The sequence below is a fragment of the Erwinia pyri genome, assembly GCF_030758455.1.
Lineage (GTDB): Bacteria > Pseudomonadota > Gammaproteobacteria > Enterobacterales > Enterobacteriaceae > Erwinia > Erwinia pyri.
This window is the reverse complement of the sequence record NZ_CP132353.1, coordinates 2,277,318-2,302,109: the sequence shown is the minus strand read 5'-3', so window position 1 is coordinate 2,302,109 and position 24,792 is coordinate 2,277,318. Positions and strand designations below refer to the sequence as shown.

Sequence of the window (24,792 nt, the reverse complement as noted above, 5' to 3'; positions counted from 1 at the left end):
GCTGATAAAAATTTTTACACGAGCGGTATGTTGTTGTGGTTAATCGATTAACCGAAGGGGGCATTTATGGCATATCGCAGGGAAAGAAGAAATTATGATAAATCACCCGTTGTGCAGGTCAGCGCGTTTAATAGATCCGCTAAGCAGGGATGGCAAGCGCTGGTTGAGCAGATTAAAGCGGAGATCGCCTGCCGTGGATTAGTCCGTTGTGTACTGACCCTTGAGAGCTACCACGGCGTAGCGCTAAAAGAGGTAGAGGCTTCACTGATTGAGCCGCTTAATCCGGACAGGGTACTCTTCGCCGATGAAGCCCGGCTTGATCAAAAAGATATCGATGCGATGCTGGCCCGTTTTATCACTGATGACCGCGTTTTTGGTTACCTGGCACCGCATAAGCTTAACGACTTCTTTTCACCAGAACGGCTGAATTCTCTCAGGCATCAAATAGCCTCTATCAAACAGGGGCTTATTATCGTGGCAGGAACAGGTGCCTCACTTATTCATCAGGGAGATATCAGGATTTACGCAGATATGCCGCGATGGGAAATCCAGCAGCGTTTTCGCCGGGGAGAACTGGATAACTGGGGAGCAGGCAACTTTTCAGAAGATATATTACGCCGCTATAAGCGTGCCTATTTTATTGAGTGGCGTGTTTTTGATCGCTTTAAAGTGAAAGTCCTCCCGCAGTCAGACTTTTATCTGGATACCAGTAAACCGTTTGAACCCGTTTTGGTGGATATGGCTGATTATCTGTCGGCGTTAAAAAAAGTCACCAGCAGACCATTTCGCCTTGTGCCGTTTTTTGATGAGGGCGTTTGGGGCGGGCAGTGGATGAAAGATGTTTGTCGCCTGGATCGGCAGAAAGAAAACTATGCCTGGGGTTTTGATTGCGTCCCTGAAGAGAACAGCCTGAACCTCAAATTTGGCACGGTAACTGTTCAGACGCCAGCAATTAACCTGGTTTTACTGGAGCCTCAGGCCCTGCTTGGTAACAACGTGCATGCACGTTTCGGCGCCGAGTTCCCCATTCGGTTTGATTTTCTGGATACCTTCGAAGGCCAGAACCTGAGCCTGCAGGTGCATCCGCTGACCGAATATATCCAGCAGGAATTCGGTATGCACTATACCCAGGATGAAAGCTATTATCTGCTGGATGCCGCGGAGGACGCCAGGGTCTATCTGGGGACAAAGGACAATATCGATCCTCAAGAGATGATCTCAGCCCTGCGGGCGGCGCAGCACGATCGCCAGCCTTTTGACCATGAGAAATATATCAACCGGTTTCCGGCTAAAAAGCATGATCATTTCCTGATCCCTGCGGGCACAGTTCACTGTGCAGGTAGCGGTTCGCTGGTGTTAGAGATCAGCGCCACGCCTTACATTTTCACCTTCAAACTATGGGACTGGGGACGCAAAGGGTTAGATGGCCTGCCGCGGCCGGTGCATATAGAGCATGGAGAGGAAGCCATTCAGTGGGACAGGGAGAGACGCTGGGTGGAGCAGAACCTGATTAACCAGGTTGAACTCCTGGCAGAAGGAGAAGGCTGGAAAGAAGAGCGCACAGGCCTGCATGAACGTGAATTTATTGAAACTCGCAGGCACTGGTTCAGTAAACCCGTAATGCATAACACCGGGAGCACCGTTAATGTGCTTAACCTGATTGAAGGAGAGGAAGCTGTGGTTGAAAGCCCGACCGGAGCCTTTGAGCCTTTTATCGTTCACTACGCTGAAACCTTCATTATTCCTGCCGGTGTGTCGTGCTACCAGATCCGTCCTGGCGGCGAGTCTACCGTCAAAACCCTCGCCACCATTAAAGCGTTTGTAAGGGGGTAACCATGCTTCAATTTATCGTAGCAACCCACGGGCCGCTCTGTCAGGCACTTATTGAGAGTGCAGAAATGATATTTGGTGAACTTACCGGCATTAAGGCTGTTTCACTCACCAATGAAGGCGGCATTGAGGCCTTTCGCACTGAAATCACCAAGAAAATAGATGACGCGCTACTAAATCATGATGGCGTACTAGTTTTATGTGACCTGCTTAGCGGCACGCCCTGGAACGTCGCCAGTGCCCATGCTTTACATCCTGAAAGAGTAGGCAATGTGGCAGTCGTTGCTGGCGTAAACCTGCCTTTATTACTGCTTGCACAAGAATATAGCGAAGAAGCCGATCCCCATTTTGTGGCCACGCAGCTGGTCAAACAGGTCACCGAAATGGTTATTCAGGCTATGCCGGTTATTCATCAAACTTCTGAAGACTTTTAAGGATACGTTATGGCTATCTCATTTATTCGCATTGACGATCGGGTCATTCATGGACAGTTAATTACACGTTGGGCAAAAGAGTATGCCTGTGAAGGTATTATTGCCATTGACGATGATGTAGCGAACGATCCCTTTTTGTCTCAGGTGATGAAAGGGGCAGTTTCAGATGTCAAAGTCTGGCTGTTCACTACCGAAACGGCCATTGAAAAACTTAGCAAAGTCATTCTCAGTGAAAAAAAATATTTCATCATCAGTAAATCACCTGTGACCCTGTCCCGCTTAATCGAAGCCGGAATAAGCCTGAACAATGGCAATAACTGCATCAATGTCGGGCCGATGAGTGCCAGGGAAGGCACAACGGTAATTGGGCCTAATCAATCCGTCACGGAGCAAGAGATAAAGGCCTTCCGCTTTTTAGCAAGCCTGGGTTATGAAATCGATTTTCGGCTGGTACCCGATGGCAAAAGTTATAGCTGGCCAGCGGCAGAGAAAAAACTGCTGACGGCAGGAGGCTGAAAATGATTATTGAATCGGCATTAATCGGGCTTTTCTGTTATCTGGGCGCACTGAGTACCCCCTGGATTATGGGCTTAACCGGCGGCTGGTATACCCTCAGCCGTCCGCTTGTCTCTGGAATGATTATTGGGCTGATTGTCGGTGATGTTAAGACCGGCATCCTGATCGGCGTCTCCGTGCAGGCGGTTTATATAGCCATGGTGACGCCAGGCGGTTCAATGCCTGCAGATCTTAATTTCGTGGCCTATCCGGCTGTTGCACTGGGTATTTTGTCTGGCAAAAACCCTGAGGTTGCTGTAGCGATTGCGGCAACCATCGGGATTGTTGGCACGATGGTATTCAATCTGATGATGCTGCTGAATTCTTACTGGAATCACCAGGCCGATAAAGCCGTAAACAGGGGTGATGAACGAGGGATTATTTTGACCTGTATTATCTACCCACAATCAGTACATTTTCTATTGCGTTTTGCTCCTGCGTTTATTGCAGTCTATTTTGGGGCTCAATATATTCAGGGGCTGATGGACGCATTGCCGGAATGGATTATTAAAACAATGTCAGTGGTAGGAGGCATGTTACCCGCCGTAGGGATCGCTATTCTGTTAAAACAGATCATTAAAAGTAACGGCATGATGATCTATTTTTTAGTGGGATTTGTCTGCATCGTTTTTATGAAACTCAATATGGTAGCTCTGGTCATAGTCGGGGCGCTATTTTCGCTGATCCATTTTAATTATAAACAGGAACCGACAGCTGTTCCGTCCGCCAGTAAGGTAGATAACAGTGAGGATGAATTCTGATGAGTCTAAACCAGACCAACCTAACCCCGAAAAAAACGGTTGCGTTGACAAAAAGAGATCTCTTCTCTTGCTGGCGCTGCTGGATTATGTACAACCTTTCCTCTATGAGTTTTGAACGCTTCGAGTCCTTTGGTTTTTGCCTGAGTATGATGCCGGTATTAAAAAAGCTTTATCCGGAAGAGGCGCTGCACAGAGAAGCACTCAAACGGCATACCTCTTTCTATAATACGGAGCCGCAGATTGGGGCCATTATTAATGGTCTGGTGGTGGGGCTGGAAGAGAAAAGAGCCAATGGCGATCCGGTTGATGGAGAAGTCATCAATACCTTAAAAGTTGGATTGATGGGCCCCATTGCCGGGATAGGCGACTCAATGATCCCGGGTATGCTGATCCCGATACTTCTCAGCATCGGCATGGCGCTGGCTGACGGGGGAAGCATGCTGGGGCCAATTTTTTATATCTTTGCCTGGTGCTCGATTGCCCTGATTAGCTCCTGGTCCTTATTTATGAAAGGTTACCGGCTTGGTACCGGCTCAATTGAAGAGTTAGTCAGCTCCCGCTCAACGCGATTACGTGAAGCGATGTCGTTACTGGGCATTTTTGTGATGGGCGGGCTGGCAGCAAGCTATATCACACTCTCTACCCCATTGAGTTTTGTCTCATCGGATGGGGTGAATATCACCATCCAGACTATGCTGGACGGAATATTTCCCAAACTGCTGCCGTTGCTGGTAGTTACCGGTACCTGGTATCTGATGGCTAAGAAAAACGTTTCGTCGGTAAAAACGATGCTTATTTTATTGTTAGTGGCGGCAGCAGGCGTGATCTTCGGCGCGTTCTGATACGGCCAGTATTACCATGGTGCTTCAGTTGCTACCAACTGCCCGGGATAGTCGGTGTTTGGCTGGCTATCTCGTGGTGGTTTATCTCTTAGCCAGCTTGATAGCCTCTTTCAGTAATCGTAATGCTGGCGAAATGCCGCATCTTCCTGCTGCAACTGCTCACTGACAAAGCTCAGGAACAGATTGAGTGCCGCCGAGCGCTGGCGGCCATTTACCGTCTGTACCTGCAGCGTACGTTGCGTAAGCTGATCGATACCCATTGAACGCAACGCCAGCCTGTGATCTCTGGCCTGATAGAGCACGGTGAACTGGCTACAGATGGTCACGGCCAGCGGGTTTTGCTGCAGAAAGGTATAGAGCGTGCTGAAATTATTGCAGGTAATGGCGGGTTCAATAAAGGTCCCGCTCATCTGACAGGAGAGATCGAACAGCTGCCGCACGGTAGTGCCCTGATCGGGCAGCGCAACCGGGAAAGCCGTCAAATCGCTTAGCGTGAATTCGCGCTCTGCCAACGGATGCGTGCTGTGCATCACAATAAATACCGGTGCCGGAAAAGAGGCCACCACATCGACGCCCCGTTCCGGATGAAGGCTGAACTGGAAGGCGACGTCGCACTCTCCCTGTCGCAGGATCTCCGCCACCTCCAGCGCGCTGCATACCGTCAGCGTAAAGCTCACCGCCGGATTCAACTGACGAAACTGCGAGAACAGGGTCGGTAACAGCCCAAAAGCCATGCCGTCTGTGCAGACAACCCGCAAAGCGGTTCGCCTGACCGCTTTTAATCCTTTGATCTCAGCCAGCGCGTGCTCCCGGTCCAGAAGAGTACGGCGAACGTGGTTTTCAAAAATTTTCCCGGCATCGTTCAGCACCATTCCCCTGGCGTGACGATCGAATAAAGGCGCACCCAGCTCATTCTCAAGCCGCTGGATCTGGCGGCTGAGAGCCGAGACCGCGACATAGAGCTGCTGGCTGGCGGCGCTTAACGAACCGGTATTCGCTACCGCCAGAAAATAGCGGATCTCTGCACTCTGCATGATGTTGCCTCTTTCTGGTGCATGCTGCCTGAAGGTGCAATTTTGCTTTGCTCTGAAAGCAAGGCTTGTTTGATATTTTGATAATTGTGGCAAGGCGCGATTTTAGCTTAGATGGGTTGCATAACAAAACAGCAAACAGAACAGGCAGGGTTATGACAGCACAACAGGCAGTGGCGCAGGCAACCAGCTATTTTGACAGCGGGGAATTCAAAAAAGTGCTGGCGCGGCGCGTAGCTATCCGCTCGGAAAGCCAGCGGGACGATCGCGATAAGGAACTACAGCGCTATCTGGCTGAAGAAATTTCTCCGGCAATGCGTGCCATGGGCTTCACGCTTACCGAACTTGCCAACCCCAAAGCAGAGGCGCGGCCCTTTTTGCTGGCGACGCGCATCGAAGAGGCAGCGCTGCCCACGCTGCTTTGTTATGGGCACGGCGATGTGGTTTTTGGCGATGATGAAAACTGGCGCGACGGGCTGGATCCCTGGCAACTGAGTGAAGAGGGCGATCGCTGGTATGGGCGGGGAAGCGCCGATAACAAAGGTCAGCACTCGGTGAATATCGCTGCGCTGGAACAAATTTTTGCCGTACGCGGCGGATCGTTGGGCTTCAACTGCAAATTCCTGTTTGAGATGGGCGAAGAGATCAGTTCGCCAGGGCTGGCACAAATCTGTGAAGAGAACCAGGCCCTGCTCAGCGCCGATATTTTTATCGCTTCTGATGGCCCGCGTCTTAATGCTGAACGTCCCACCCTGTTTTTAGGCTCGCGCGGTGCCGTTAACGTCAGGCTGAGCATCCATGCCCGCGATCGCGATTACCATTCCGGAAACTGGGGAGGATTACTGAGTAATCCCGGCACGCAGCTCGCCAGTGCGGTCGCCTGCCTGGTTAATCAGCATGGTCAGCTACAGGTGGCAGCCCTGAAGCCGCCAGCTATCTCTGACCAGGTTCGTCAGATCCTCAGCGACATTACCGTTGAGGAGAGCAGCGACGGCCCGCAAATTGATACAGAGTGGGGCGAGGCTGGCTTAACGCCGACGGAACGTTTATATGGCTGGAACACGCTGGAAGTGCTGTCGTTTTTAACCGGGAATCCTGCCCGCCCGATGAACGCTATCCCAGGCAAAGCCACGGCTGTCTGCCAACTGCGCTTTGTGGTGGAGACAGACTGGGAAAACATCGCGCAGCATCTGCGGCAGCATCTCGACAGCCACGGATTTCAGCAGGTTGAAATTGAGGTTCTGCGCGGCTCGCCTGCTACACGGCTCGATCCCTGCGATCCCCTGGTAGAGTGGGCTCTTACAGCGATGGCGGCCACCAGCGGTAAAAAACCGGCGCTGCTGCCCAATCTGGGCGGCTCGCTGCCCAATGATGTCTTTGCGCATACTCTCGGGCTGCCCACTCTATGGGTGCCGCACTCCTATCCAGCCTGTGGTCAGCATGCGGTTGATGAGCACATGCTTAAATCTGTCGCTCGTGAAGGGCTACAGATGATGACCCAGCTGTTCTGGGAACTGGGTGAAAAGGGCGGGCGGCTCATAGCCAGCCATCAGCTTTACCAGCAGCAGAAGGAGCAGCAATGAGCACGTTAACTTCTGCACAGACACAGGCGACAGCTGCGCCAAATCTTTATAAAACGCTGTTTGCTACCTGCGTGGGCAATGCGCTGGAGTGGTTCGATATTGCCGTTTACGGCTTTTTTGCCACCTATATTGCGCACGCTTTTTTCCCTACCCAGGATCCTGCTGTCTCCATGTTGCTGACCTTCGGCAGCTTTGGCGTCTCATTTTTAATCAGACCGTTAGGCGCCATCGTACTGGGTGCCTATGCTGACCGCGTGGGGCGGAAAAAGGCGCTGATGCTCTCGATCACGCTGATGATGATCGGCGGCTTTATTATCGTGGTGATGCCTTCCTATGGCACCATCGGACTGGTTGCTCCCATCTTGATCCTGCTGGCTCGTCTGATCCAGGGGTTCTCTGCGGGCGGTGAGTTTGGCAGCTCTACTGCTTTTTTGGTTGAGCATTTCCCTCATCGTCGCGCCTTTATTGCCAGCTGGCAATTTGCGACGCAGGGGGCAAGCACGCTGCTGGCGTCTGCTTTCGGGCTGGGGCTGACGCACTGGCTCAGTGAGACGCAAATTCAGGAGTGGGGCTGGCGCATTCCGTTTGCATTTGGCCTGCTGATCGGCCCGGTTGGCCTCTATATCCGTCGCCATGTGCACGAGCCAGCCAGCTTCATCGCACAGGAAAAATCCCATTCACCGCTCAGGCTGCTGGCGGGCCAGCAAAAAAGCCTGATGCTGCTGGCGATTGGTCTGATGGTGATCTCCACCGGCATCAACTATATGCTGAACTATGTCCCTACCTATGCGACAAAAAACCTCCATCTTTCGGGAACGGCAGCTTTCAGTGCGACATTACTGGCGGGCGTCATTCTGACAGTGGTGACGCCAGTGATGGGATTATGGGCGGAGAAAATAGGCCGCAGGCCGCTAATGTGGACATCGCTGGGATTACTGATCCTGACTATCTATCCGGCATTCCTGCTGGTGGTGAACCACCCGACGTCCGGGATGCTGCTGCTGCTGGTAGGGTGGATGGCACTGCTTAAATCGGTCTATTTTTCTACCGTGCCTTCCATGATGGCCGATCTCTTTCCGGTGAGCACCCGCGCCAGCGGAATGGCTATCAGTTACAACGTAGCCGTGACCGTATTTGGCGGGTTCGCTCCGTTAATCTGTACTCTGTTGATCGCTTTCACCGGTAGCAGTCTGGCACCGAGCTACTACCTGATGGCGTTAGCTCTGGTCAGCGGCTGGGCACTATTCAAAAGCCAGTTCAGATTGCAAAACTGATTTACTGCAGGGTGAATGTCACGATGTTTTAATGCGACGGCTTCATTCAGTGAAGCATCATCAATCCATTAAGCCCCTTAGCGCGAGCAAAGGGGCTTTTTTTGTTGATTGTTCTAACCAGCTTTAACCCGAAGGATCATTGAAGCGCGCCGTTCAATCAGCCAGTAGATCAGGTATCCCAGAGTGAGAGAGGTGATAACCAACAGCAGCAGCGCCAGAGAGAGCGTTACCTGACCATTTTCAGCAGGAAGCAGGGCATGCACTATTTTTTCCAGCGCCCCCATTAACAGGCGATGACTGACAAAGATTGAATAAGAAGCTAATCCCACTGCGGTTAATACTCTGCTGGCGGGAGAGTCGCTGACAAAACGGAAGCTAAAGAAGGTCAGAATAAAGAAGCTGAAGGTCAGAACGCTCAGTTGCGCAATTCCGTGCATAAAGAGTATGGATACGATCGCCAGAAAACTTACCACCAGTAAAGAATAGCCGGTGTGGTACCAGGGGGTGGAAAGCCGTGGCTGCAGCGCAAAGCAGAGAACGCCGCTGAGAAAGTAGAGCATAACGGGATTGGTATAAAACTGAACCCATAAATTTTCACTCTGCAGCGTGATACTGGCAGCAGCCAGCACAATGATGCTGAGGAAAATAAATGTCAGGCCCGAACGGCGCGTAAGGAGTAAGCCTGCGGAGAAAATCATATAAAACAACATCTGATAGCAGAATATCCAGCCTGCGGAGATCACTGGCGTTAACGCATCCAGCTCTTTGATATAGACCGAAGGAATGAAAATCAGGGAGAGCAGATTATCTGAAGGCTCCACTTTCGTTGAAGGAAACCAGGCTGGATGAATAACCCAAAACACGATCGTTATCAAAGTAAATAAATAATAGACGGGTACTATTTTCACCAGCCTGCCTTTAATAAATGCCATGACTTTCCCTTCACCAAAGTCATTCCAGTGAAGGCTGGCCGCCAGATAGCCGCTGGTCATAAAAAAAAGAAAAACGCCGAGCTGGCCCAGTGAAGATCCGTAGCCGCCCAATACTGAAATTCTGACCGGATTTAATTGAGTAACAAAGCTTTCGGCATTACTGATAACAATCAGCAGACAGGCGACAGCCTGCAGCCATGTAGAGGCGAGTAAATTATTTTTCATGTAAATGACCCCGGTGCTGTGTAGTAAACCCCTCACCGCAGGCGGTGAGGGGGAGGGAGCATATCCATCTGATAATGTTTTTATAAGAATTTAATTATTGGGCCTGTTTAAGGCCTCTTTGTAATAAGGTTGCTGTGTGCGTCTTTCTTTCGACACATTAGCACAATCGTGCTCTGTGTGAGGTAATACATTAACCCGGGTGATTCATTTATTACCATATGTAAAATGCAACATTACAAAGTTTCAGAATTTCCTGTACCTGTTGCTTTAATTAATTTTGGTTAAGAGAACAAAGTATTTAATGGCGCTAATAAGTCATTTCTGTGCATTACGTCTTAACCCCATTATTATTCGCAAGTTAGCCTCAGAACTGGTTTTTTTACCCGGGAGAATGATTAGTCAGGCGTGCAAAGCAGAAAGCTTTCACAACCGTAAATCAATATTGATAAGCAATAATAAACTATCGACTTATTCCTGGAGAGCGGCATTAGAGGGCTGAATGTCCGCGGCATGGCGGTTATAGCCGGTTTCAGCCGGCAAAAAAAGGCCGGCTGCATTATTACTGGAAAGAGAATCAGAATTAATGAGATTGCAAATAAGCAACGTGGGTTTGCAAATACTCTTCCAGCCCGTGGCGCCCGTCAGCCCCGCCAATTCCCGACTTGCGCCAGCCAGCATGGAAACCTTGCATCGCTTCAAAATTCTCCCGGTTAACATAGGTTTCACCAAACTTAAGCTCTCTCAGCGCTTTCATCGTGGTGTTCAGATCGCGAGTGAACAGCGATGAAGTGAGGCCATATTCACTGTCATTCGCCAGCGCGATCGCTTCATCAAGCGTGGCAAAGGGGATCACCGGCAGCACAGGGCCAAAGGTTTCCTCCTGCACAATAGCCATATCCTGATTTACGTTGGTCAGCAGCGTTGGGGCAAAAAAGAATCCGCGATCGCCCAGACGCTTACCGCCAGTCTCGATGCTGGCTCCCTGTTTAACCGCCAGCGCAACCTTCTGTTCGAGGCGAGCCAGGGCATCGGCGGAGATCAGCGGCCCCATATCAATATCCGTTTTCAGCGCCGGATCGCCACTGGTTACCTGCTCAAATGCGGTTATCAGCCGGGCGACCACTTCATCACAGACCTCCCGCTGAACATAGAGCCGCTCTGCACAGTTACAGACCTGCCCGGTATTAATCATTCGCGAACTTACAATAGCTTTTACCGCCAGATCTAAATCCGCGTCATTCATTACTATGGCAGGCGCTTTGCCGCCCAACTCCAGAGAAACTTTAGTGATATTAGGCGCCGCAGCCTTAAGGGTGGCAATACCAGCATTTACGCTTCCTGTAAGACTGACCAGACCGACTCCAGGATTAGCTGTCAGCGCCTGTCCCACTTCAGGGCCGTAACCCGTTACCAGGTTAAAAACGCCTGGCGGTAAACCGATTTCATCAACAATTTCTGCGAAAAGGATCGCATTATTCGGCGTTAATTCACTGGGTTTGATCACAATAGTGTTGCCAGTAATTAATGCTGGCGCCGCTTTGCGTGCAATCAGGAAAAAGGGGAAATTCCACGGGAGAATACCGACGGTGACACCGATCGCTTTTTTAAACACCATGATGGTTTCGTTAACGCGGTCGCTCTGCAGGATTTCCCCCTCGTAACGCCGCGCCCATTCCGCCATGTAATCAAGATAATCCGCAGTAAACAGAACTTCCGTTTTTGCCAGCTGTTGGGTCTTTCCTCCTTCAGCAACGATTGTGGCGGTGATTTCCGCTTCTCGCTGGCGAATGCCCGCCGAGATTCTGCGCAACCATGCACCACGCTCTGCGGCCGGTAGCGCTTCCCATGCGGGTTGCGCCGCTTGTGCCGCCTCCACAGCCCGGTCGGCATCTTCACAGCTGCCTTCCGGGATCTGAGAAAGCGTCTGCTCTGTGGCGGGGTTGATCACCTCAATCCAGCGGCCGCTGCGGTTTTCAACAAACTGACCATTGATATAAAAACGATGTTGGCGTGGCGTCATAGTAGCTTCTCCGTAAACACTTTTTTATGGTTAGGTTAATGAAATGTTGCACTATAAAAGAGTGCCGCAGCCGTGGCAGAATGTCCTTTCTGTGACTGCCAACGCAGTGGGGGGAGATGGCAGAAATGAGAAGAACGCAGGGATCCGGGTCTGAAATGAGGGAAGGGAAGCATGAGAGAGAGCGCAAAGCTCACTTTTATCACAAGCGGAAATTGTGATCGCGAAGGGTGTGAGGTGCATTATTTTGCCAGATTTGCCGCTGCCGGGGCAGCCAGCCTAAGGTGGCGCCGGTTCATTCCTTCGTAGACTGCCTCTACCGGGAACCTCACCCTCCTACGAAGGAATATAAGAATGAGTCAGGCAATCCTTTCAGGCATCCTGTGGCATCTGGTGGGCGCGGCAAGCGCCGCCTGCTTCTATGCTCCGTTTAAAAAAGTGCGAAACTGGTCATGGGAAACTATGTGGTCGGTGGGCGGTATCGCATCGTGGATCATCCTCCCCTGGGCGGTCAGTGCAGTATTGCTGCCAAACTTCTGGGGGTATTACAGTAGCTTTACGCTTTCTCAGCTGTTGCCCGTGTTTCTCTTTGGCGCCATGTGGGGCGTAGGGAACATCAACTACGGACTGACTATGCGCTATCTGGGCATGTCGATGGGGATTGGTATCGCTATCGGCATCACCCTGGTTGTGGGAACGTTAATGACCCCTCTGCTGCAGGGACGATTTGTTGAACTGTTCAGCTCTACAGGTGGCAGGTTAACGCTTCTCGGCGTCCTGGTTGCGCTGGCAGGGGTAGCCATTGTTTCCCGTGCAGGCTTGCTCAAAGAGCGCGCCATGGGCATTACCGCAGAAGAGTTCAATCTGAAAAAGGGATTAATACTGGCGGTGATGTGCGGCATCTTCTCTGCCGGAATGTCGTTTGCGATGAATGCGGCGAAGCCAATGCATGAGGCAGCTGCCGCGCTGGGTATTGATCCGCTCTACACGGCATTACCCAGCTATGTGGTGATCATGGGCGGAGGAGCGGTAATCAACCTGGGCTTCTGCTTTATCCGCCTGGCGACCAAATCCACCCTCTCGGTTAAAACCGACTTCTCCGTTGCGAAGTCGCTGCTGATCAGTAACGTGTTGCTCTCTGTGCTTGGAGGCACGATGTGGTATCTGCAGTTTTTCTTCTACGCATGGGGGCACGCGCGCATTCCGGCACAGTATGACTTCATCAGCTGGATGCTGCATATGAGCTTCTATGTGCTGTGTGGCGGGCTGGTCGGTCTGGTATTAAAAGAGTGGAAAAACGTAGGTCGGCGACCGGTCAGCGTGCTCTGTGGCGGCTGCTTTGTGATTATCATTGCGGCGAATATCGTTGGCATGGGCATGATGTCCTGACAAGAATTTCCGTCAGGCTGAAAACGCTCTGAAGAGAAGCACCACACTACGTGGTGCTTTTTTCGTTACCCGTTTCTTCTGGCTGAGAGCATGCCTGCGGGGTCGGGACCGGAGTGGTTTAAGTAGAGTAGGGATTGCAGCTGAAGTATTACTCGCCGTCGCGCACAACCTGCAGCCTGCGTAGATTAGCCGGTTCAAACTGCAGCCGGAAAGCACTGGGTGTCAGCCCCGTGTCCCGGGTAAACACTACCGAGAAATAGTTACTGTCATCGAAGCCGCATCTGGCGGCAACTTCACTGATAAGAAGATGGCTGCTGCGTAGCAAATATTTAGCCTGGCACAATTGCAGCTGACGGATGTAATGGCCTGGCGTCATGCCGGTTTGCTGTCTGAAAAGCTGCTTCAACGCTCGCTCAGAGAGCCGGTGCTGATGACAAAATGCGGTCAGATCAAAACTCGTGGCGATCTGCCCCTGAATAGCTGACATCAACAGATCCAGCTGCTCCCCCTCTGGAAGCTGGTTCACGCTTTCGGATGAATATCGGTGACGTTGTAACGTCAATACAAGCTGAAGAAACAGCGTTTCGGTGAGCTGCCGAGAGAGCTGATCGTTTTTACGACTCTCCAGCCTCAGCTGCTGGATCACGCTTCGCGCCAGCGCCATCCCCCTGGTGGTAAGCCGCCATTTTGTTCCCTGATTGCCAGGCAGAAAGTGGTTCCAGTTCAGACCCAGACTGAAACGCTCGGGGCAAAAAATGATGTTATCCAGGATCAGCTCATTTACCGATTCAAAGCTGTGGCAATCATCGGGGCGCAGATAGAAGAGATCGCCACAGGTAATCAGCCAGGGCTTATCATTCATCACATGAAGTCCGTTACCGCGCCAGACAATCACCAGCTCACTGAACTCATGAACATGGGGAGGAAAACAGAGTTGCGGCGCGCGGTCAGCCACCGCTACCGGCATCAGTTCAGACGGAAAATAGTCGGCTTTCGCCAGGCGCAGGGGGGCGGTTACAGTCACGATTCACCTCACAGGTCATTTTGCCTGATGGTACGCGGGGAGGTGCCAAACTCACGCTTAAAGAGTGTGGAAAAGTGATTGCTGTCACCAAAACCGCACTGGAAAGCGATATCGGTTATGCGCATCTCGCTGTGTCGCAGCAGATGGCGCGCCTGTAGCAGGCGTAACCGGTTGAGATAACGTTGCGGCGTGCTCCCGGTTTGCTGTTTCAACTGGCGGTGTAGCGTACGAAGGGACAATGAAAACCGGGTTGCCAGCGCTTCCCAGTCGATTTCTTCATTGAAATGTTCCGAAAGCCAGTTCAGTAACCCACGCATCCGCCCATCCTGATCGTCTGCAGGCAGCTCGCTGCATCCACGGCGCAGCAGCACCAGCAGCTGCATAAAGCGCATTTCCTGTTCTGCCTGGCTTTCAAGGCAGGCGCTGTCGGCAGGAAGCTGAATCTCATCAATCAGCTTTTTGGCCTGCCACAGCACTTTACTGCCCACGCGCCAGTGAGAAGAGTAACTGCCTTCACGCTCCTGTGGCAGCAGATGCTGAAAACCGGTGACAAACCGAAAGGCCTCCGGCCCCCGATAGAGCACATTAGTCAGGATCAGCCCCTCGGTATTCTCATACATATGGCGATCATGATCGCGGACAAAGCAGACGCATCCGCCACAAAGCGGCCTTGGCTCACCATTAAAGATATGAACGCCTGCTCCCTGTTCAACAATCACAATTTCATGAAAATCTTCATGGTGATGTTCCGGGAAAGCCCCCTGAGGCGCGCGAGGCTCAATGGCTATCGGCCTTCCGCCGCTGGGGAAAAAATCGAAACTGTGTAAAACGGTCATGATCTCTCTCCTCATTGCCAGGTGTCGACGGAGTCTACTGCCGGATGAGGTGGCCGCACCTTGAATTTCTGACCCTATTTTGCGGCAATCGGGCTCATTTTTTAAGATCAGGGGGAGCGAATAGCAGAATTGCGCGGCGTATCACATCAGGACCAGGCAGGAGCGATAACCGATTTTGTGAGCTGATTCACGTTCATCTTTGCCTTGTTGCCAGGCCTGCACGGCGGCTGGCAGTTAGGGGAAGGTGCAGGATCCTCAGACTCTTAGACTGTGGCTATCGAACTGACAGGAAGCCAATGCTATGAGCATGCGAAATTGTGTAGCCATCGACCTGGGAGCATCCAGCGGCCGCGTAATGCTGGCACGTTTTAACAGTGATAGGGGCACTCTGGAGCTGGAAGAGATTGCCCGCTGCGTGAATCAACTCATCACCGTCGGGGATCGTCAGTGCTGGGATTTAGACGCGCTGGAACACTTTATTCTCAGTTCGCTTAATAAGCTGGATGAACAGGGTGTTGTGCCGGACAGCATCGGCATTGATACCTGGGGCGTAGATTACGTCCTGCTGGACAAGCAGGGAAACCGGTTAGGTTTGCCCGTCGCCTATCGGGATGGTCGCACGCAGGGAATCATGCAGCAGGCCTGCGCGCAACTCTCTCGTGAGTCCATCTATCAGCGCACGGGGATTCAGTTTCTGCCGTTCAATACGCTCTATCAGCTGCGCGCGATGACGCAGGCAGAACCCGACTGGCTGGCTGACGTCGGGCATGCGCTGTTGATCCCTGATTACTTCCATTACCGCCTGACCGGCAAGCTGAACTGGGAATACACCAACGCAACCACCACGCAGCTGCTGGACATACGCAGCGGGGAGTGGGATGAAACGCTGCTGGCGTGGGCGGGTGCAAAGGCAAGCTGGTTTGGTCATCCCACGCAACCGGGTCATCGCGTGGGGGAATGGATAACCGCTAAAGGTTACGCGGTACCGGTTATTGCCGTTGCCACCCATGATACGGCAAGCGCCGTGCTCGCTGCGCCGGTAGCCGGAACCAATGCTGCCTGGCTCAGCTCCGGAACCTGGTCACTGATGGGCTTTGAAAGTGCTGAACCCTTTGCTAATGACGCCGCGCTGGCGCTGAATATTACCAATGAGGGCGGGGCTGAGGGGCGCTATCGCGTACTGAAAAATATCATGGGGCTCTGGCTGCTGCAGCGGGTTTGCAAAGAGCTCTCCATAGAGGATTTATGTGGGCTGGTGGATGAGGCGGAAAAGCAGCCCGCCTGTCGGTCGCTGATCAACCCTAACGATGAGCGTTTTATCAATCCGGTCAATATGGTGCGGGAGATCCAGGATGCCTGCGTCGGGCAGGGAATGCCTGCACCCTCAACGCCTGCCGCGCTCGCCCGCTGCATATTTGACAGCCTTGCGCTCTTTTATCGCCAGGTCCTGCATGAGTTACAGGATCTGCGTGGAGCGGCGTTTAGCTGGCTGCACATCGTCGGCGGCGGTTGCCAAAACCCTTTACTCAATCAGCTTTGTGCTGATGCCTGCGGTATTCCGGTCATTGCGGGTCCCGTAGAGGCTTCCACGCTGGGTAATATTGGCAGCCAGCTGATAGCCAGCGGGGAGGTTCGGGATGTGGCGCACTTCAGGCAGCTGATTAAACAGAATTTCGCTTTAAAAACCTATACCCCTCACGCCAGTGACGCGTACCGCCGCAATTGGCCGCGCTTTCAGTCACTGACACACCAGGCTAAGGAGCTATGTATATGACCCGAGCAATCGAACAGGCGTTTGAGCTGGCTAAGCAGCGCTTTGCTGATATCGGTATTGACGTCAACGCTGCGATGGCGCAGTTGGATAAGCTGCCCATTTCCATGCACTGCTGGCAGGGGGATGATGTTAAAGGATTTGAGAACCCACAGGGTGCGCTGACCGGGGGTATTCAGGCCACCGGTAATTACCCGGGAAAGGCGAGGACGGCTGCAGAACTGCGGGCCGATCTGGATCAGGCTATGGCGCTGATCCCCGGGCCGAAGCGCCTTAACCTGCACGCAATCTATCTGGAAAGCGACGTCCCCGTTGAGCGGACAGAGATCAAGCCGGCACACTTCAGCCAGTGGGTTGAGTGGGCAAAAAAGAGTGGGTTGGGGCTGGATTTCAATCCTACCTGTTTCTCTCATCCGCTGAGTGAGGATGGTTTCACCCTTGCCCATGCAAATCCGGAAATCCGCCAGTTCTGGATTGAGCACTGTAAAGCGAGCCGCAAAATCTCCGCGTCGTTTGGTGAAGCGCTCGGTACTCCATCAATCATGAATATCTGGGTGCCGGATGGCATGAAAGATCAGACCGTTGATCGCTTCGGCCCACGCCAGCGTCTGATGAACTCACTGGATGAGATCATCCAGGAGAAGCTTAACCCCGCCCACCATATTGATGCAGTGGAAAGCAAACTCTTCGGCATCGGCGCAGAGAGCTATACCGTGGGCTCTAATGAGTTTTGCCTGGGCTACGCCAGCAGCCGCCAGACTGCACTGACCCTGGATGCCGGGCATTTCCATCCAACTGAAGTGATTTCCGACAAAATCTCCACGGCGATGCTCTACGTCCCGCGACTGCTGCTGCATGTCAGCCGGCCGGTTCGCTGGGACAGCGATCACGTCGTGATACTGGACGATGAAACACAGGCGATCGCCAACGAAATCGTTCGTCAGAAGCTTTTTGACAAGGTGCATATTGGTCTGGACTTCTTTGACGCCTCTATCAACCGTATCGCCGCCTGGGTGATTGGCACCCGTAATGCGAAAAAGGCGCTACTGCGCGCCCTGCTGGAACCGGTAGATCAGTTGAAAAAGCTGGAGCTGGAAGGGGACTACACCACTCGTCTGGCGCTGCTTGAAGAGCAGAAATCTCTGCCGTGGCAGGCCGTATGGGAAGCCTACTGCCTGCGTCACGATGTCCCGGCCGGAGCCGGCTGGTTAGGCGATGTCCGTCATTATGAACAACAAGTTCTCAGCAAACGTTAAGGACGTAACATGCAAAATATTCTGAATGCCTGGTTTGTGCAGGGAATGGTAAAAGCCACTAGTGATATGTGGTTAAAGGGCTGGGATGAGCGCAACGGTGGCAATGTCAGCCTGCGCCTGCTGGATGAAGAGGTACAACCTTTCGCCCAGGACTTCTACTTTCAACCCCGCACGGTAGAGCTGACCCAACCGGCCCCGGCACTCGCTAACTGCTGGTTTTTGGTGACAGGCTCAGGGAAGTTTTTCCGTAACGTTCAGCTTGATCCTGCTGACAGTCTGGTGCTGCTACGGGTTAGTGAGGATGGACGGGCTTACAGCATCTACTGGGGGTTAAGCAACGGTGGGCTGCCTACCTCTGAACTGGCCTCACATTTTCAGTCTCACAGCGTGCGTATGCAGGCGACGCAGGGTGCCGACCGTGTGATCATGCACTGCCATGCCACCAATTTTATGTCCCTGAGCTATGTGGTCGATCTTGATTCCGCCTCCTTTACCCGCCTGCTGTGGGAAGGGAGCACAGAGTGTCTGGTAGTCTTCCCCGATGGCGTGGGGATTGTGCCGTGGATGGTGCCGGGCACCGACGGGATTGGTGAAAAAACCGCTGAACAGATGGCCTCACACAGCCTGGTGATGTGGCCTTTCCACGGCATATTTGGCGCCGGGCCGACGCTGGACGAGACGTTTGGCCTGATCGATACCGCTGAAAAGTCATCTGAAGTGGTGGTTAAAGTTCTCTCAATGGGCGGCATGAAGCAGAGCATCACCACGCAGGAGCTGATTGCCCTGGGCGAACGCTTTGGGGTGAAACCGTGGCAGGCTGCGCTGGAGGCAAAACATCCCCATGTTGCGTAAAGCTTTTGTTATGCAGGTTTATCCGGACAAACATCAGGAATACCAGCAGCGGCATAACCCCATCTGGCCGGAACTGGCGCAGACGCTGAAGGAACATGGTGCGCATCATTACTCTATTTTTCTGGATGCGCCGCGTAACTTACTGTTTGCCGTGGTGGAGATTGAGTCAGAGGCGCAATGGAATGCGGTGGCACAAACGGAGGTTTGTCAGCGCTGGTGGCAGTCGATGAGTTCGCTGATGCCATCCAATCCCGATAGCAGTCCGGTCACTGCTGAACTGCTCCCCGTATTTTACCTGGAATAGAGATTAAAAAAGGGGCTAATTGCTTAGCCCCTTTTGATCTGATTTATCGTAACTTTATCTGTCTGTCTGCTTACCCATTGATCCGCAGCTGAGGATAACGACGCATGCTCCAGGCACACCATACAAAAGAGAGCAGGCCGATAGCGCCACCGGCATAACCTATATTCTGCATACCCAGGTGTAAACTCACCTGATTGCCCAGCAGCGCTCCGCCGCCAATACCCAGGTTATAAATTCCCGAAAGCAGCGACATCGCTACGTCCGTAGCGTCAGGTGCCAGCGCCAGTACGCGAACCTGAACGGCCAGGCCGATAACCATCATCGACATGCCCCAGATAATACAGAGCGTGGAAATAGCCAGGCTGTGCGTTACGGCAACATATAATGAGAGCATACAGAGCGTAATTAAGGCGATGGTACCCAACAAAAACGTTGCCGGGAATTTATTGCCCAGCGTGCTGAAGAGCACACTGCCTACAATTCCGGCAGCGCCAAATATCAGCAGCAGGAAGGTAGTAAAATTACCGCCCATTGCCGCCACGCTCTGAATAAAGGGTTCAATATAGCTGTAGGCGGTATAATGGGCTGTTACCACTATCGCAATCAGTAAATAGAGCGAAACCAAAGCAGGGCGCTTGAATAACATCGGCACGCTTTTTAAAGAGCCGGTGTGTTCACTTGGCAGCTTAGGCAGTAATTTCGCCAGACAGAGCATGGTGATCAGGGCCACGCCGCCTATTACGCCAAAGGTTATTCTCCAGCCCAGATACTGGCCAATCAGGCGCCCAATCGGTAAACCCAGCACCATAGCCAGCGCGGTGCCGGTGGCGAGCATGCTCAACGCCTGTGTTTTTTTACCGGCAGGGGCAACGCGTATGGCCAGTGAAGCCGTAATGGACCAGAAAATGGCATGGGAGAGCGCAATACCGATACGGGAGAGTACCAGGATATTGAAACTCCATGCAAAAGTCGACAGTACGTGACTGGCGACAAACAACGTGAAGATCGCAATCAGCAGGAACCGTCGCTCGACCTGACGCGTTAGCAGCATCATGGGCAGCGAGAGCAGCGCCACAACCCAGGCATAAATAGTCAGCATCAGCCCAACCTGGGCGGTATGCATAGAGAAGCTTGCCGCTATGTCTGACAGCAGACCTACCGGAGCGAATTCAGTGGTGTTAAATATAAACGCAGCGATGGCTAACATCACAACGCGTAGCCACGCCGTTTTGCGTGAAACGGTATTAATAGATTGCATGGGAGTTAACGACTTGTTGGTAGAAAGTTAATTCCACCGCGGGCGGAATCCAGATCAAAGAGCGTATAGTGTGTTTTATTTAGCTGTCAGAAGAAATCGAAAAAATGCTCTTTTTTGTAAATCAGAACAAACAGATCGTTTATCGTCACCTCTTCCGCTTCCTGACCGGTTATTTATGCTGAGATAAACCCATTTTCACAAGGTAACCTGTCGGCTGATGAGTATAGACAGCTTTAATGAATGTTCCAGGCAATATAAGGGAATCGGGAAGTTAAATGCTTAACGGCAGCCATTATGCACGACCTGCGTCAGGCGCGCTAAAAAAACAGCGGCCAGAACAGGCCGCTGCAGATCAAATGAGCGAATAGTAAACAGGATCAGTTAACAGCCGGGTTGAACGGCCAGACGTTTACGCGTCATTACCGATCTGACGACCAGCAATAACATCAGCATCCACTCTGCGGCCAGGGTAATTAATATGGCCTCTTTATAACTTCCATGCTGTTGCAACACCTGGCTGTAGACCGAGCCCAGCAGCATTGGCCCAAGACCAAAGGCCGCCTGCTGTACGGTTGAAAGCATCGCGCTGCCGGCTCCCGCATGATCTTTGGGCACATCGGCAAGCCCGATACGATAAAAACAGCTGACGATAAAAGATTGCCCAAATCCGGTCAGTGCCGTAGCGGGGATCAGCGCAAGGATACCTACGTCCGGCCAGCTATTATTAAAGGTGAACATTAACACCAGAAGTCCGGTCATCTGGATCCCACAGCCGGTTAACAGCGTTGCCAGCCTGCCCAACTTTTCCACCACGCGCGTTGAAAAAAGCGAGCCGATGAAATAGGCCACGCCCAGGGCAATAAAAGCGTTACCGGACTGGAATGGCGTCATGCCAAGACCGGATTGCAGCGTCAACGCAACCGCAAACATAAATCCGCTCCAGCAGGAGAAAAACAGTACGGCGATGGAGAGGCCAAAGCGGACGCCGTTTAACCGCATCAGGCCTGGTGGCAGCAGCGGGGCGCCTTGCTGCTGCTCAAGTTTGACCTCAATCCGCCATAGCTGTTTAAGCAGCAGTGGGAAAGCGACAAGCAATACGATACAGGGCCATGACCAGTGCAGCAGCGGCCCCAGCGCCAGCGCCAGCAGTAGGCAGCCAATGGCGCTGGCCAGCAACAGGGTCCCTGAGAGATCAACAGAGACCTTTTCTGCCTTTTTTGTTTCCGGAATAGTTTTTGCCGCCAGCAGTACAATCATTATGCAAAGAGGGATATTAATCAGGAAAACGCTGCGCCAGCCATAGCCACCGAGGTTGGCGGCGATCAGGAAACCGCCCAGCACCTGACCAATAATAAACGCCAGTCCGCCAATGCCGCCATAGAGGCCTATTGCTCTGGCATGCGGTCGGCCATGCAGGCAAACGTGCAGCGTGGCGAGAATTTGCGGCACCACAAGCGCAGCACCTATCCCCTGCAATCCTCTCGCAACAAGCAGCAGCCAGACTGAACCGGCGACGCCGCACAGCAGAGAGGCCACACCGAACAGAACCACGCCCAGCGTGAATACCCGGCGGCGACCATAGTTGTCACCCAACCGGCCACCCATCGCCAGGCTGACGGCAAAGGCTATGCCATACACTGCCACAATAAGTTCAAGCTGGATGGGCGAGGCGTGCAGCGCCGTGGAGATCGCATCCAGCGCCACATTCACAATGGAAAAATCGATCATTGGCAGCAGCTGTCCTGCCAGTAAAACCAGCAGGCCACCGCTACCCAGGGATGGAACATTGGCACCGTTTTTCATCAGGTGACGCCTTGTCATAAGAGAGAATGAGGCATAGCATCAATGATTATTAAAACGGGTACCAGTGCTTACTTATCATAGTATAAATGCTACCTGTCTGGTCCGGAGCCCCTGTTATGCCTGAAATTCTTCCTGTTCCCGTCAAAGAGAATAATCGTCTGCTACTGGGCGCGTTTTTACGCCGCAGACGTGAGAGTCTTGATCCCGACCGCCTGGGTCTGCCGCGCATGCGCAACCGCCGTACGCCCGGTTTGCGCCGTGAGGAGGTGGCTCAGATGGCAGAGGTGGGGGTCACCTGGTATACATGGCTGGAGCAGGGCAGAGAGATTAAAGCTTCCACTAAAACCCTGACGGCAATTGCGCTTGCGTTACAGTGTAACGAAGCGGAGTCCCGTCATCTTTTTTCGCTGGCAGGTCATCAGTATCCGGTACAGGCAGCGGCGAAAGTGTGCGCCAGAATCTCCGCGCAGGGACAGATTATGCTGGATGCGTTATACCCGTTGCCCGCCGTCATACAATCCGCCCGCTTTGATATTCTTGGCTACAATGCCGCCTGGCAGAAGCTGATCAACGTCGATTTACAGGCTATCCCTGTGGAAGATCGTAACTGTATTCTGCTGGCGTTTACCCACCAGGGCTGGCGGGACTCCATGCTGGACTGGGAGAGCGTGATGCCGCATATGGTGGGCAGGTTCCGGGCGCAAATGGGCGATAACCTTGAAGATCCTCACTGGAAAACCATGGTTGATCGGCTGCTCTCCTGCTCTGAAGAGTTTCGTGAGATTTGGCAGCGGTATGAAATTCGTGAATTTGAAAATCAGGTTAAACGCTTTTTCCATCCTGAGGCAGGCGCATTAACCCTGCGGCAGAACAACTGGTTCTCCGCACCAAGAAATGGCGAAAGGCTGCTGGTTTATATTCCTGAGGATGAAAACAGCGCCCAGGCTTTAAGCCAGATCACCGGCGCTGACGTCTCCGCTGAACCATTAAAACCGGAGAGCTGATTCTTTAAGCCTTAGTGACGAATTCATAACCTCTTACCAATTCACTGCAGTTTTTCACGGCTGCAGTTAACTGTTGCTGAGTATATTGCGCTACCCTGGAAGGGTTCAGACTGCTGAAAAGCAGCCCCTTTTAGCTAACCATAAGGATGACATCAGATGACTCAACGTCCCTCTGTTGCTGTATTGGGATTAGGCGCAATGGGCCATGCCTTTGCTGCTAATTTAGTAAAAAATGGCTTTACAACCTCTGGCTGGAACCGCACCAAATCCCGTGGTAAGGACTTAATAAGCGCCGGTTTGAAGCTGGCCGACAGCCCTGAAGAAGCGGTCAGCCAGGCTGATGTAGTGATAGCGATGCTGGCAAACGGTGAAACCACCGAAACGGTGTTGGCTGAAGCGCAAAGCGCTTTGAAACAGGGCGCGATTGTGGTGCAGATGGGCACCATCGGCGTGGAAGCAACAGAGAAATTGATCGCTTCTTTTCAGCAGCACCGCCCCGATGTCGTGTTCCTCGATGCACCGGTGTCAGGCACCAAAACCCCTGCTGAAAATGCTCAGATTGTGATCCTCGCCAGTGGCGATCGTGAGCGTGCTGCTGATGCGGAAACCGTCTTTGCTGCTATTGCAAAAGGAACCAAATGGCTGGGAGAAGCGGGTAAAGCTTCCAGGATGAAACTGGTGGTCAACGCCTGGCTGATCTCTATGGTTCAGGGCCTGTCAGAAAGCACGCAGATGGCTAAAGAATTTGGTTTCAGCCCTGACGATCTCTGGTCAGTACTGGAGGGCGGACCGCTGGCAGTTCCCTATGTAAAAGGTAAGCTGGAGATGATTAAAGAGGGCACATATGACCCGCAAATGCATCTCACCTGGGCGTTGAAAGATGTCAACCTGGCGCTGGAGGCGGCTAAAAAAAGCGAACTGCCCGGCCTGAATCTGATCTCTGATGTCTGGCAGGAAGCGGTTGATGCTGGATATGGCGAAAAAGATCTCTCTGTGGTCTATCGTTACCTGAGTGAAAAGTAAGCAAAGCAAACATAGCCGGTCAGTGACCGGCCTTTCCCTCAGGAGGAACTATGCAAAAGCTCTATGGCGCGCCGGGCTGGGGTTCGGCTATTGTAGAAATCATGTTCGCTCTGTCTGGTGAATCTTATCAGTTCGTCAACGTTGAAGGTTTTGACCAGCCAGGCCCGTCACGAGAAATACTGAAAAAAATCAATCCACTTTGTCAGGTTCCCACCCTCCTGAGAGAAGATGGCACCGTGCTCACAGAGAGCGCCGCTATCGCATTAACCCTTCTCGATGAAAACCCGCAGCTCGCTCCTCTCCCTGGCACTCCGCAGCGGCAGGAATTTTATCGGCTGCTGGTCTGGATGGTTGCCAATGTCTATGCGACGCTCACCTATGGCGACTATCCTGAGCGCTGGGTAAAGCAGGCGCCAGCAGAGTTAGCGCAGAGCACCGACCGTTATCGGGAGTCGCTCTATCTCTGGCTTGAATCTCAGGCGGGAGAGGGACCTTACTGGTTTGGCGACCGCATCAGCCTGTTAGATGCTTATCTTCCGGTGATCGTCTGCTGGCGTCCCCGGAAGGCCTGGTTTCAGCAACATACGCCAAAGATTGCCGCTATGGCGGATAACGTCCGCCAACGTGCGGAACTCAGCCGCATCATAGCCGCCAACGACCTTTGACCATAATCCCATATTTTTCATAATGATAAAGGGAATAGCAGTAATCGCTTAAGCCGATCCTTCTAAAAAGCAACAATATTTGTTATATTAATCGGGTACTGTTTTTATTAGTTGACTGATTTT

22 protein-coding genes are annotated in these 24,792 nt (G+C 52.5%); 15 read left to right on the top strand and 7 right to left on the bottom strand.

The annotated features are described in order from the left end of the window. Positions 1 to 66 precede the first annotated feature (66 nt). The 5 genes from Q3V30_RS10630 to Q3V30_RS10610 are packed head-to-tail and all read left to right on the top strand — an operon-like array spanning position 67 to position 4,422. Positions 67 to 1,833, top strand: coding sequence for a class I mannose-6-phosphate isomerase (locus tag Q3V30_RS10630; protein ID WP_306205424.1), 1,767 nt, complete (start codon positions 67 to 69; stop codon positions 1,831 to 1,833). Between the two features lie 2 nt (positions 1,834 to 1,835). Continuing rightward, positions 1,836 to 2,264, top strand: a complete 429-nt coding sequence (locus Q3V30_RS10625; protein WP_306205422.1) for a PTS sugar transporter subunit IIA — start codon at positions 1,836 to 1,838, stop codon at positions 2,262 to 2,264. A gap of 9 nt (positions 2,265 to 2,273) precedes the next feature. Beyond that, positions 2,274 to 2,780, top strand: a complete 507-nt coding sequence (locus Q3V30_RS10620; protein ID WP_306205420.1) for a PTS sugar transporter subunit IIB — start codon at positions 2,274 to 2,276, stop codon at positions 2,778 to 2,780. A gap of 2 nt (positions 2,781 to 2,782) precedes the next feature. After that, positions 2,783 to 3,580 (top strand): PTS mannose/fructose/sorbose/N-acetylgalactosamine transporter subunit IIC, encoded by a 798-nt coding sequence (locus tag Q3V30_RS10615; protein WP_306205419.1) that lies wholly within the window; start codon positions 2,783 to 2,785, stop codon positions 3,578 to 3,580. Further along, positions 3,580 to 4,422: a PTS system mannose/fructose/sorbose family transporter subunit IID gene (locus tag Q3V30_RS10610; protein ID WP_306205417.1), complete on the top strand. Its 843-nt coding sequence runs from the start codon at positions 3,580 to 3,582 to the stop codon at positions 4,420 to 4,422. Before Q3V30_RS10615 ends, Q3V30_RS10610 begins: the two co-directional genes overlap by 1 nt. Positions 4,423 to 4,532: 110 nt before the next feature. On the opposite strand, the gene Q3V30_RS10605 is transcribed toward Q3V30_RS10610, so the two are convergent. Beyond that, positions 4,533 to 5,456, bottom strand: a complete 924-nt coding sequence (locus Q3V30_RS10605; protein WP_306205415.1) for a LysR family transcriptional regulator — start codon at positions 5,454 to 5,456, stop codon at positions 4,533 to 4,535. A 152-nt stretch (positions 5,457 to 5,608) separates the two neighbouring features. Between Q3V30_RS10605 and Q3V30_RS10600 the strand changes: the two genes are divergently transcribed. Both Q3V30_RS10600 and Q3V30_RS10595 read left to right on the top strand, forming a co-directional pair. Next, positions 5,609 to 7,036 (top strand): M20 family metallopeptidase, encoded by a 1,428-nt coding sequence (locus tag Q3V30_RS10600; RefSeq protein ID WP_306205413.1) that lies wholly within the window; start codon positions 5,609 to 5,611, stop codon positions 7,034 to 7,036. Next, a complete protein-coding gene (locus Q3V30_RS10595; protein ID WP_306205411.1) occupies positions 7,033 to 8,310 on the top strand; it encodes an MFS transporter in 1,278 nt (425 codons plus the stop codon). Before Q3V30_RS10600 ends, Q3V30_RS10595 begins: the two co-directional genes overlap by 4 nt. Positions 8,311 to 8,423: 113 nt before the next feature. On the opposite strand, the gene Q3V30_RS10590 is transcribed toward Q3V30_RS10595, so the two are convergent. Together Q3V30_RS10590 and aldA are read right to left on the bottom strand one after the other, a co-directional pair. Beyond that, positions 8,424 to 9,467 carry an acyltransferase family protein gene (locus Q3V30_RS10590; RefSeq protein WP_306205409.1) on the bottom strand — a complete coding sequence of 348 codons (1,044 nt, stop codon included), beginning with the start codon at positions 9,465 to 9,467 and terminating at the stop codon, positions 8,424 to 8,426. 580 nt (positions 9,468 to 10,047) lie between these two features. After that, entirely contained in the window at positions 10,048 to 11,487 is a 1,440-nt protein-coding gene (aldA, locus tag Q3V30_RS10585) for an aldehyde dehydrogenase (RefSeq protein WP_306205407.1), read from the bottom strand. Positions 11,488 to 11,838: 351 nt separating this feature from the next. Here aldA and rhaT point away from each other — a divergent pair, with 351 nt between their 5' ends. After that, entirely contained in the window at positions 11,839 to 12,873 is a 1,035-nt protein-coding gene (rhaT, locus tag Q3V30_RS10580) for an L-rhamnose/proton symporter RhaT (RefSeq protein WP_306205405.1), read from the top strand. A 148-nt stretch (positions 12,874 to 13,021) separates the two neighbouring features. Here rhaT and rhaR read toward each other — a convergent pair whose 3' ends face one another. Beyond that, entirely contained in the window at positions 13,022 to 13,897 is an 876-nt protein-coding gene (rhaR, locus tag Q3V30_RS10575; RefSeq protein WP_306205403.1) for an HTH-type transcriptional activator RhaR, read from the bottom strand. A gap of 8 nt (positions 13,898 to 13,905) precedes the next feature. Further along, positions 13,906 to 14,733 (bottom strand): HTH-type transcriptional activator RhaS, encoded by an 828-nt coding sequence (gene rhaS, locus Q3V30_RS10570; RefSeq protein WP_306205401.1) that lies wholly within the window; start codon positions 14,731 to 14,733, stop codon positions 13,906 to 13,908. Between the two features lie 301 nt (positions 14,734 to 15,034). Here rhaS and rhaB point away from each other — a divergent pair, with 301 nt between their 5' ends. Genes rhaB through rhaM form a run of 4 tightly spaced genes read left to right on the top strand, consistent with a single transcriptional unit; the run spans position 15,035 to position 18,916 of the window. Next, positions 15,035 to 16,507, top strand: coding sequence for a rhamnulokinase (gene rhaB / locus Q3V30_RS10565; RefSeq protein ID WP_306205399.1), 1,473 nt, complete (start codon positions 15,035 to 15,037; stop codon positions 16,505 to 16,507). Continuing rightward, complete coding sequence (locus Q3V30_RS10560) at positions 16,504 to 17,760, top strand: L-rhamnose isomerase (RefSeq protein ID WP_306205397.1); 1,257 nt, start codon at positions 16,504 to 16,506, stop codon at positions 17,758 to 17,760. The genes rhaB and Q3V30_RS10560 overlap by 4 nt, the downstream gene beginning before the upstream one ends. Positions 17,761 to 17,769: 9 nt before the next feature. After that, positions 17,770 to 18,612, top strand: a complete 843-nt coding sequence (gene rhaD / locus Q3V30_RS10555; RefSeq protein ID WP_306205395.1) for a rhamnulose-1-phosphate aldolase — start codon at positions 17,770 to 17,772, stop codon at positions 18,610 to 18,612. After that, positions 18,602 to 18,916: an L-rhamnose mutarotase gene (rhaM, locus tag Q3V30_RS10550; protein WP_306205393.1), complete on the top strand. Its 315-nt coding sequence runs from the start codon at positions 18,602 to 18,604 to the stop codon at positions 18,914 to 18,916. The genes rhaD and rhaM overlap by 11 nt, the downstream gene beginning before the upstream one ends. A 70-nt stretch (positions 18,917 to 18,986) precedes the next feature. Here rhaM and Q3V30_RS10545 read toward each other — a convergent pair whose 3' ends face one another. Both Q3V30_RS10545 and Q3V30_RS10540 read right to left on the bottom strand, forming a co-directional pair. Beyond that, positions 18,987 to 20,174 carry a sugar transporter gene (locus tag Q3V30_RS10545; protein WP_306205391.1) on the bottom strand — a complete coding sequence of 396 codons (1,188 nt, stop codon included), beginning with the start codon at positions 20,172 to 20,174 and terminating at the stop codon, positions 18,987 to 18,989. A gap of 381 nt (positions 20,175 to 20,555) precedes the next feature. After that, a complete protein-coding gene (locus Q3V30_RS10540; protein WP_306205389.1) occupies positions 20,556 to 21,977 on the bottom strand; it encodes an MFS transporter in 1,422 nt (473 codons plus the stop codon). A gap of 116 nt (positions 21,978 to 22,093) precedes the next feature. Here Q3V30_RS10540 and Q3V30_RS10535 point away from each other — a divergent pair, with 116 nt between their 5' ends. The 3 genes from Q3V30_RS10535 to Q3V30_RS10525 all read left to right on the top strand — a co-directional run bounded on the left by Q3V30_RS10535 (position 22,094) and on the right by Q3V30_RS10525 (position 24,669). After that, positions 22,094 to 22,981 (top strand): helix-turn-helix transcriptional regulator, encoded by an 888-nt coding sequence (locus Q3V30_RS10535; RefSeq protein ID WP_306205388.1) that lies wholly within the window; start codon positions 22,094 to 22,096, stop codon positions 22,979 to 22,981. 156 nt (positions 22,982 to 23,137) lie between these two features. Further along, a complete protein-coding gene (locus Q3V30_RS10530) occupies positions 23,138 to 24,004 on the top strand; it encodes an NAD(P)-dependent oxidoreductase (RefSeq protein ID WP_306205386.1) in 867 nt (288 codons plus the stop codon). A 50-nt stretch (positions 24,005 to 24,054) separates the two neighbouring features. Further along, positions 24,055 to 24,669: a glutathione S-transferase family protein gene (locus Q3V30_RS10525; protein WP_306205384.1), complete on the top strand. Its 615-nt coding sequence runs from the start codon at positions 24,055 to 24,057 to the stop codon at positions 24,667 to 24,669. Positions 24,670 to 24,792: the final 123 nt, after the last annotated feature.

Excerpts from the sequence above, each read along its gene's own strand:
- Q3V30_RS10630 (WP_306205424.1), top strand. The coding sequence starts at position 67 with ATGGCATATCGCAGGGAAAGAAGAAATTATGATAAATCACCCGTTGTG.
- Q3V30_RS10625 (WP_306205422.1), top strand. The coding sequence starts at position 1,836 with ATGCTTCAATTTATCGTAGCAACCCACGGGCCGCTCTGTCAGGCACTT.
- Q3V30_RS10620 (WP_306205420.1), top strand. The coding sequence starts at position 2,274 with ATGGCTATCTCATTTATTCGCATTGACGATCGGGTCATTCATGGACAG.
- Q3V30_RS10615 (WP_306205419.1), top strand. The coding sequence starts at position 2,783 with ATGATTATTGAATCGGCATTAATCGGGCTTTTCTGTTATCTGGGCGCA.
- Q3V30_RS10610 (WP_306205417.1), top strand. The coding sequence starts at position 3,580 with ATGAGTCTAAACCAGACCAACCTAACCCCGAAAAAAACGGTTGCGTTG.
- Q3V30_RS10605 (WP_306205415.1), bottom strand. The coding sequence starts at position 5,456 with ATGCAGAGTGCAGAGATCCGCTATTTTCTGGCGGTAGCGAATACCGGT.
- Q3V30_RS10600 (WP_306205413.1), top strand. The coding sequence starts at position 5,609 with ATGACAGCACAACAGGCAGTGGCGCAGGCAACCAGCTATTTTGACAGC.
- Q3V30_RS10595 (WP_306205411.1), top strand. The coding sequence starts at position 7,033 with ATGAGCACGTTAACTTCTGCACAGACACAGGCGACAGCTGCGCCAAAT.
- Q3V30_RS10590 (WP_306205409.1), bottom strand. The coding sequence starts at position 9,467 with ATGAAAAATAATTTACTCGCCTCTACATGGCTGCAGGCTGTCGCCTGT.
- aldA (WP_306205407.1), bottom strand. The coding sequence starts at position 11,487 with ATGACGCCACGCCAACATCGTTTTTATATCAATGGTCAGTTTGTTGAA.
- rhaT (WP_306205405.1), top strand. The coding sequence starts at position 11,839 with ATGAGTCAGGCAATCCTTTCAGGCATCCTGTGGCATCTGGTGGGCGCG.
- rhaS (WP_306205401.1), bottom strand. The coding sequence starts at position 14,733 with ATGACCGTTTTACACAGTTTCGATTTTTTCCCCAGCGGCGGAAGGCCG.
- rhaB (WP_306205399.1), top strand. The coding sequence starts at position 15,035 with ATGAGCATGCGAAATTGTGTAGCCATCGACCTGGGAGCATCCAGCGGC.
- Q3V30_RS10560 (WP_306205397.1), top strand. The coding sequence starts at position 16,504 with ATGACCCGAGCAATCGAACAGGCGTTTGAGCTGGCTAAGCAGCGCTTT.
- rhaD (WP_306205395.1), top strand. The coding sequence starts at position 17,770 with ATGCAAAATATTCTGAATGCCTGGTTTGTGCAGGGAATGGTAAAAGCC.
- rhaM (WP_306205393.1), top strand. The coding sequence starts at position 18,602 with ATGTTGCGTAAAGCTTTTGTTATGCAGGTTTATCCGGACAAACATCAG.
- Q3V30_RS10545 (WP_306205391.1), bottom strand. The coding sequence starts at position 20,174 with ATGCAATCTATTAATACCGTTTCACGCAAAACGGCGTGGCTACGCGTT.
- Q3V30_RS10540 (WP_306205389.1), bottom strand. The coding sequence starts at position 21,977 with ATGAAAAACGGTGCCAATGTTCCATCCCTGGGTAGCGGTGGCCTGCTG.
- Q3V30_RS10535 (WP_306205388.1), top strand. The coding sequence starts at position 22,094 with ATGCCTGAAATTCTTCCTGTTCCCGTCAAAGAGAATAATCGTCTGCTA.
- Q3V30_RS10530 (WP_306205386.1), top strand. The coding sequence starts at position 23,138 with ATGACTCAACGTCCCTCTGTTGCTGTATTGGGATTAGGCGCAATGGGC.
- Q3V30_RS10525 (WP_306205384.1), top strand. The coding sequence starts at position 24,055 with ATGCAAAAGCTCTATGGCGCGCCGGGCTGGGGTTCGGCTATTGTAGAA.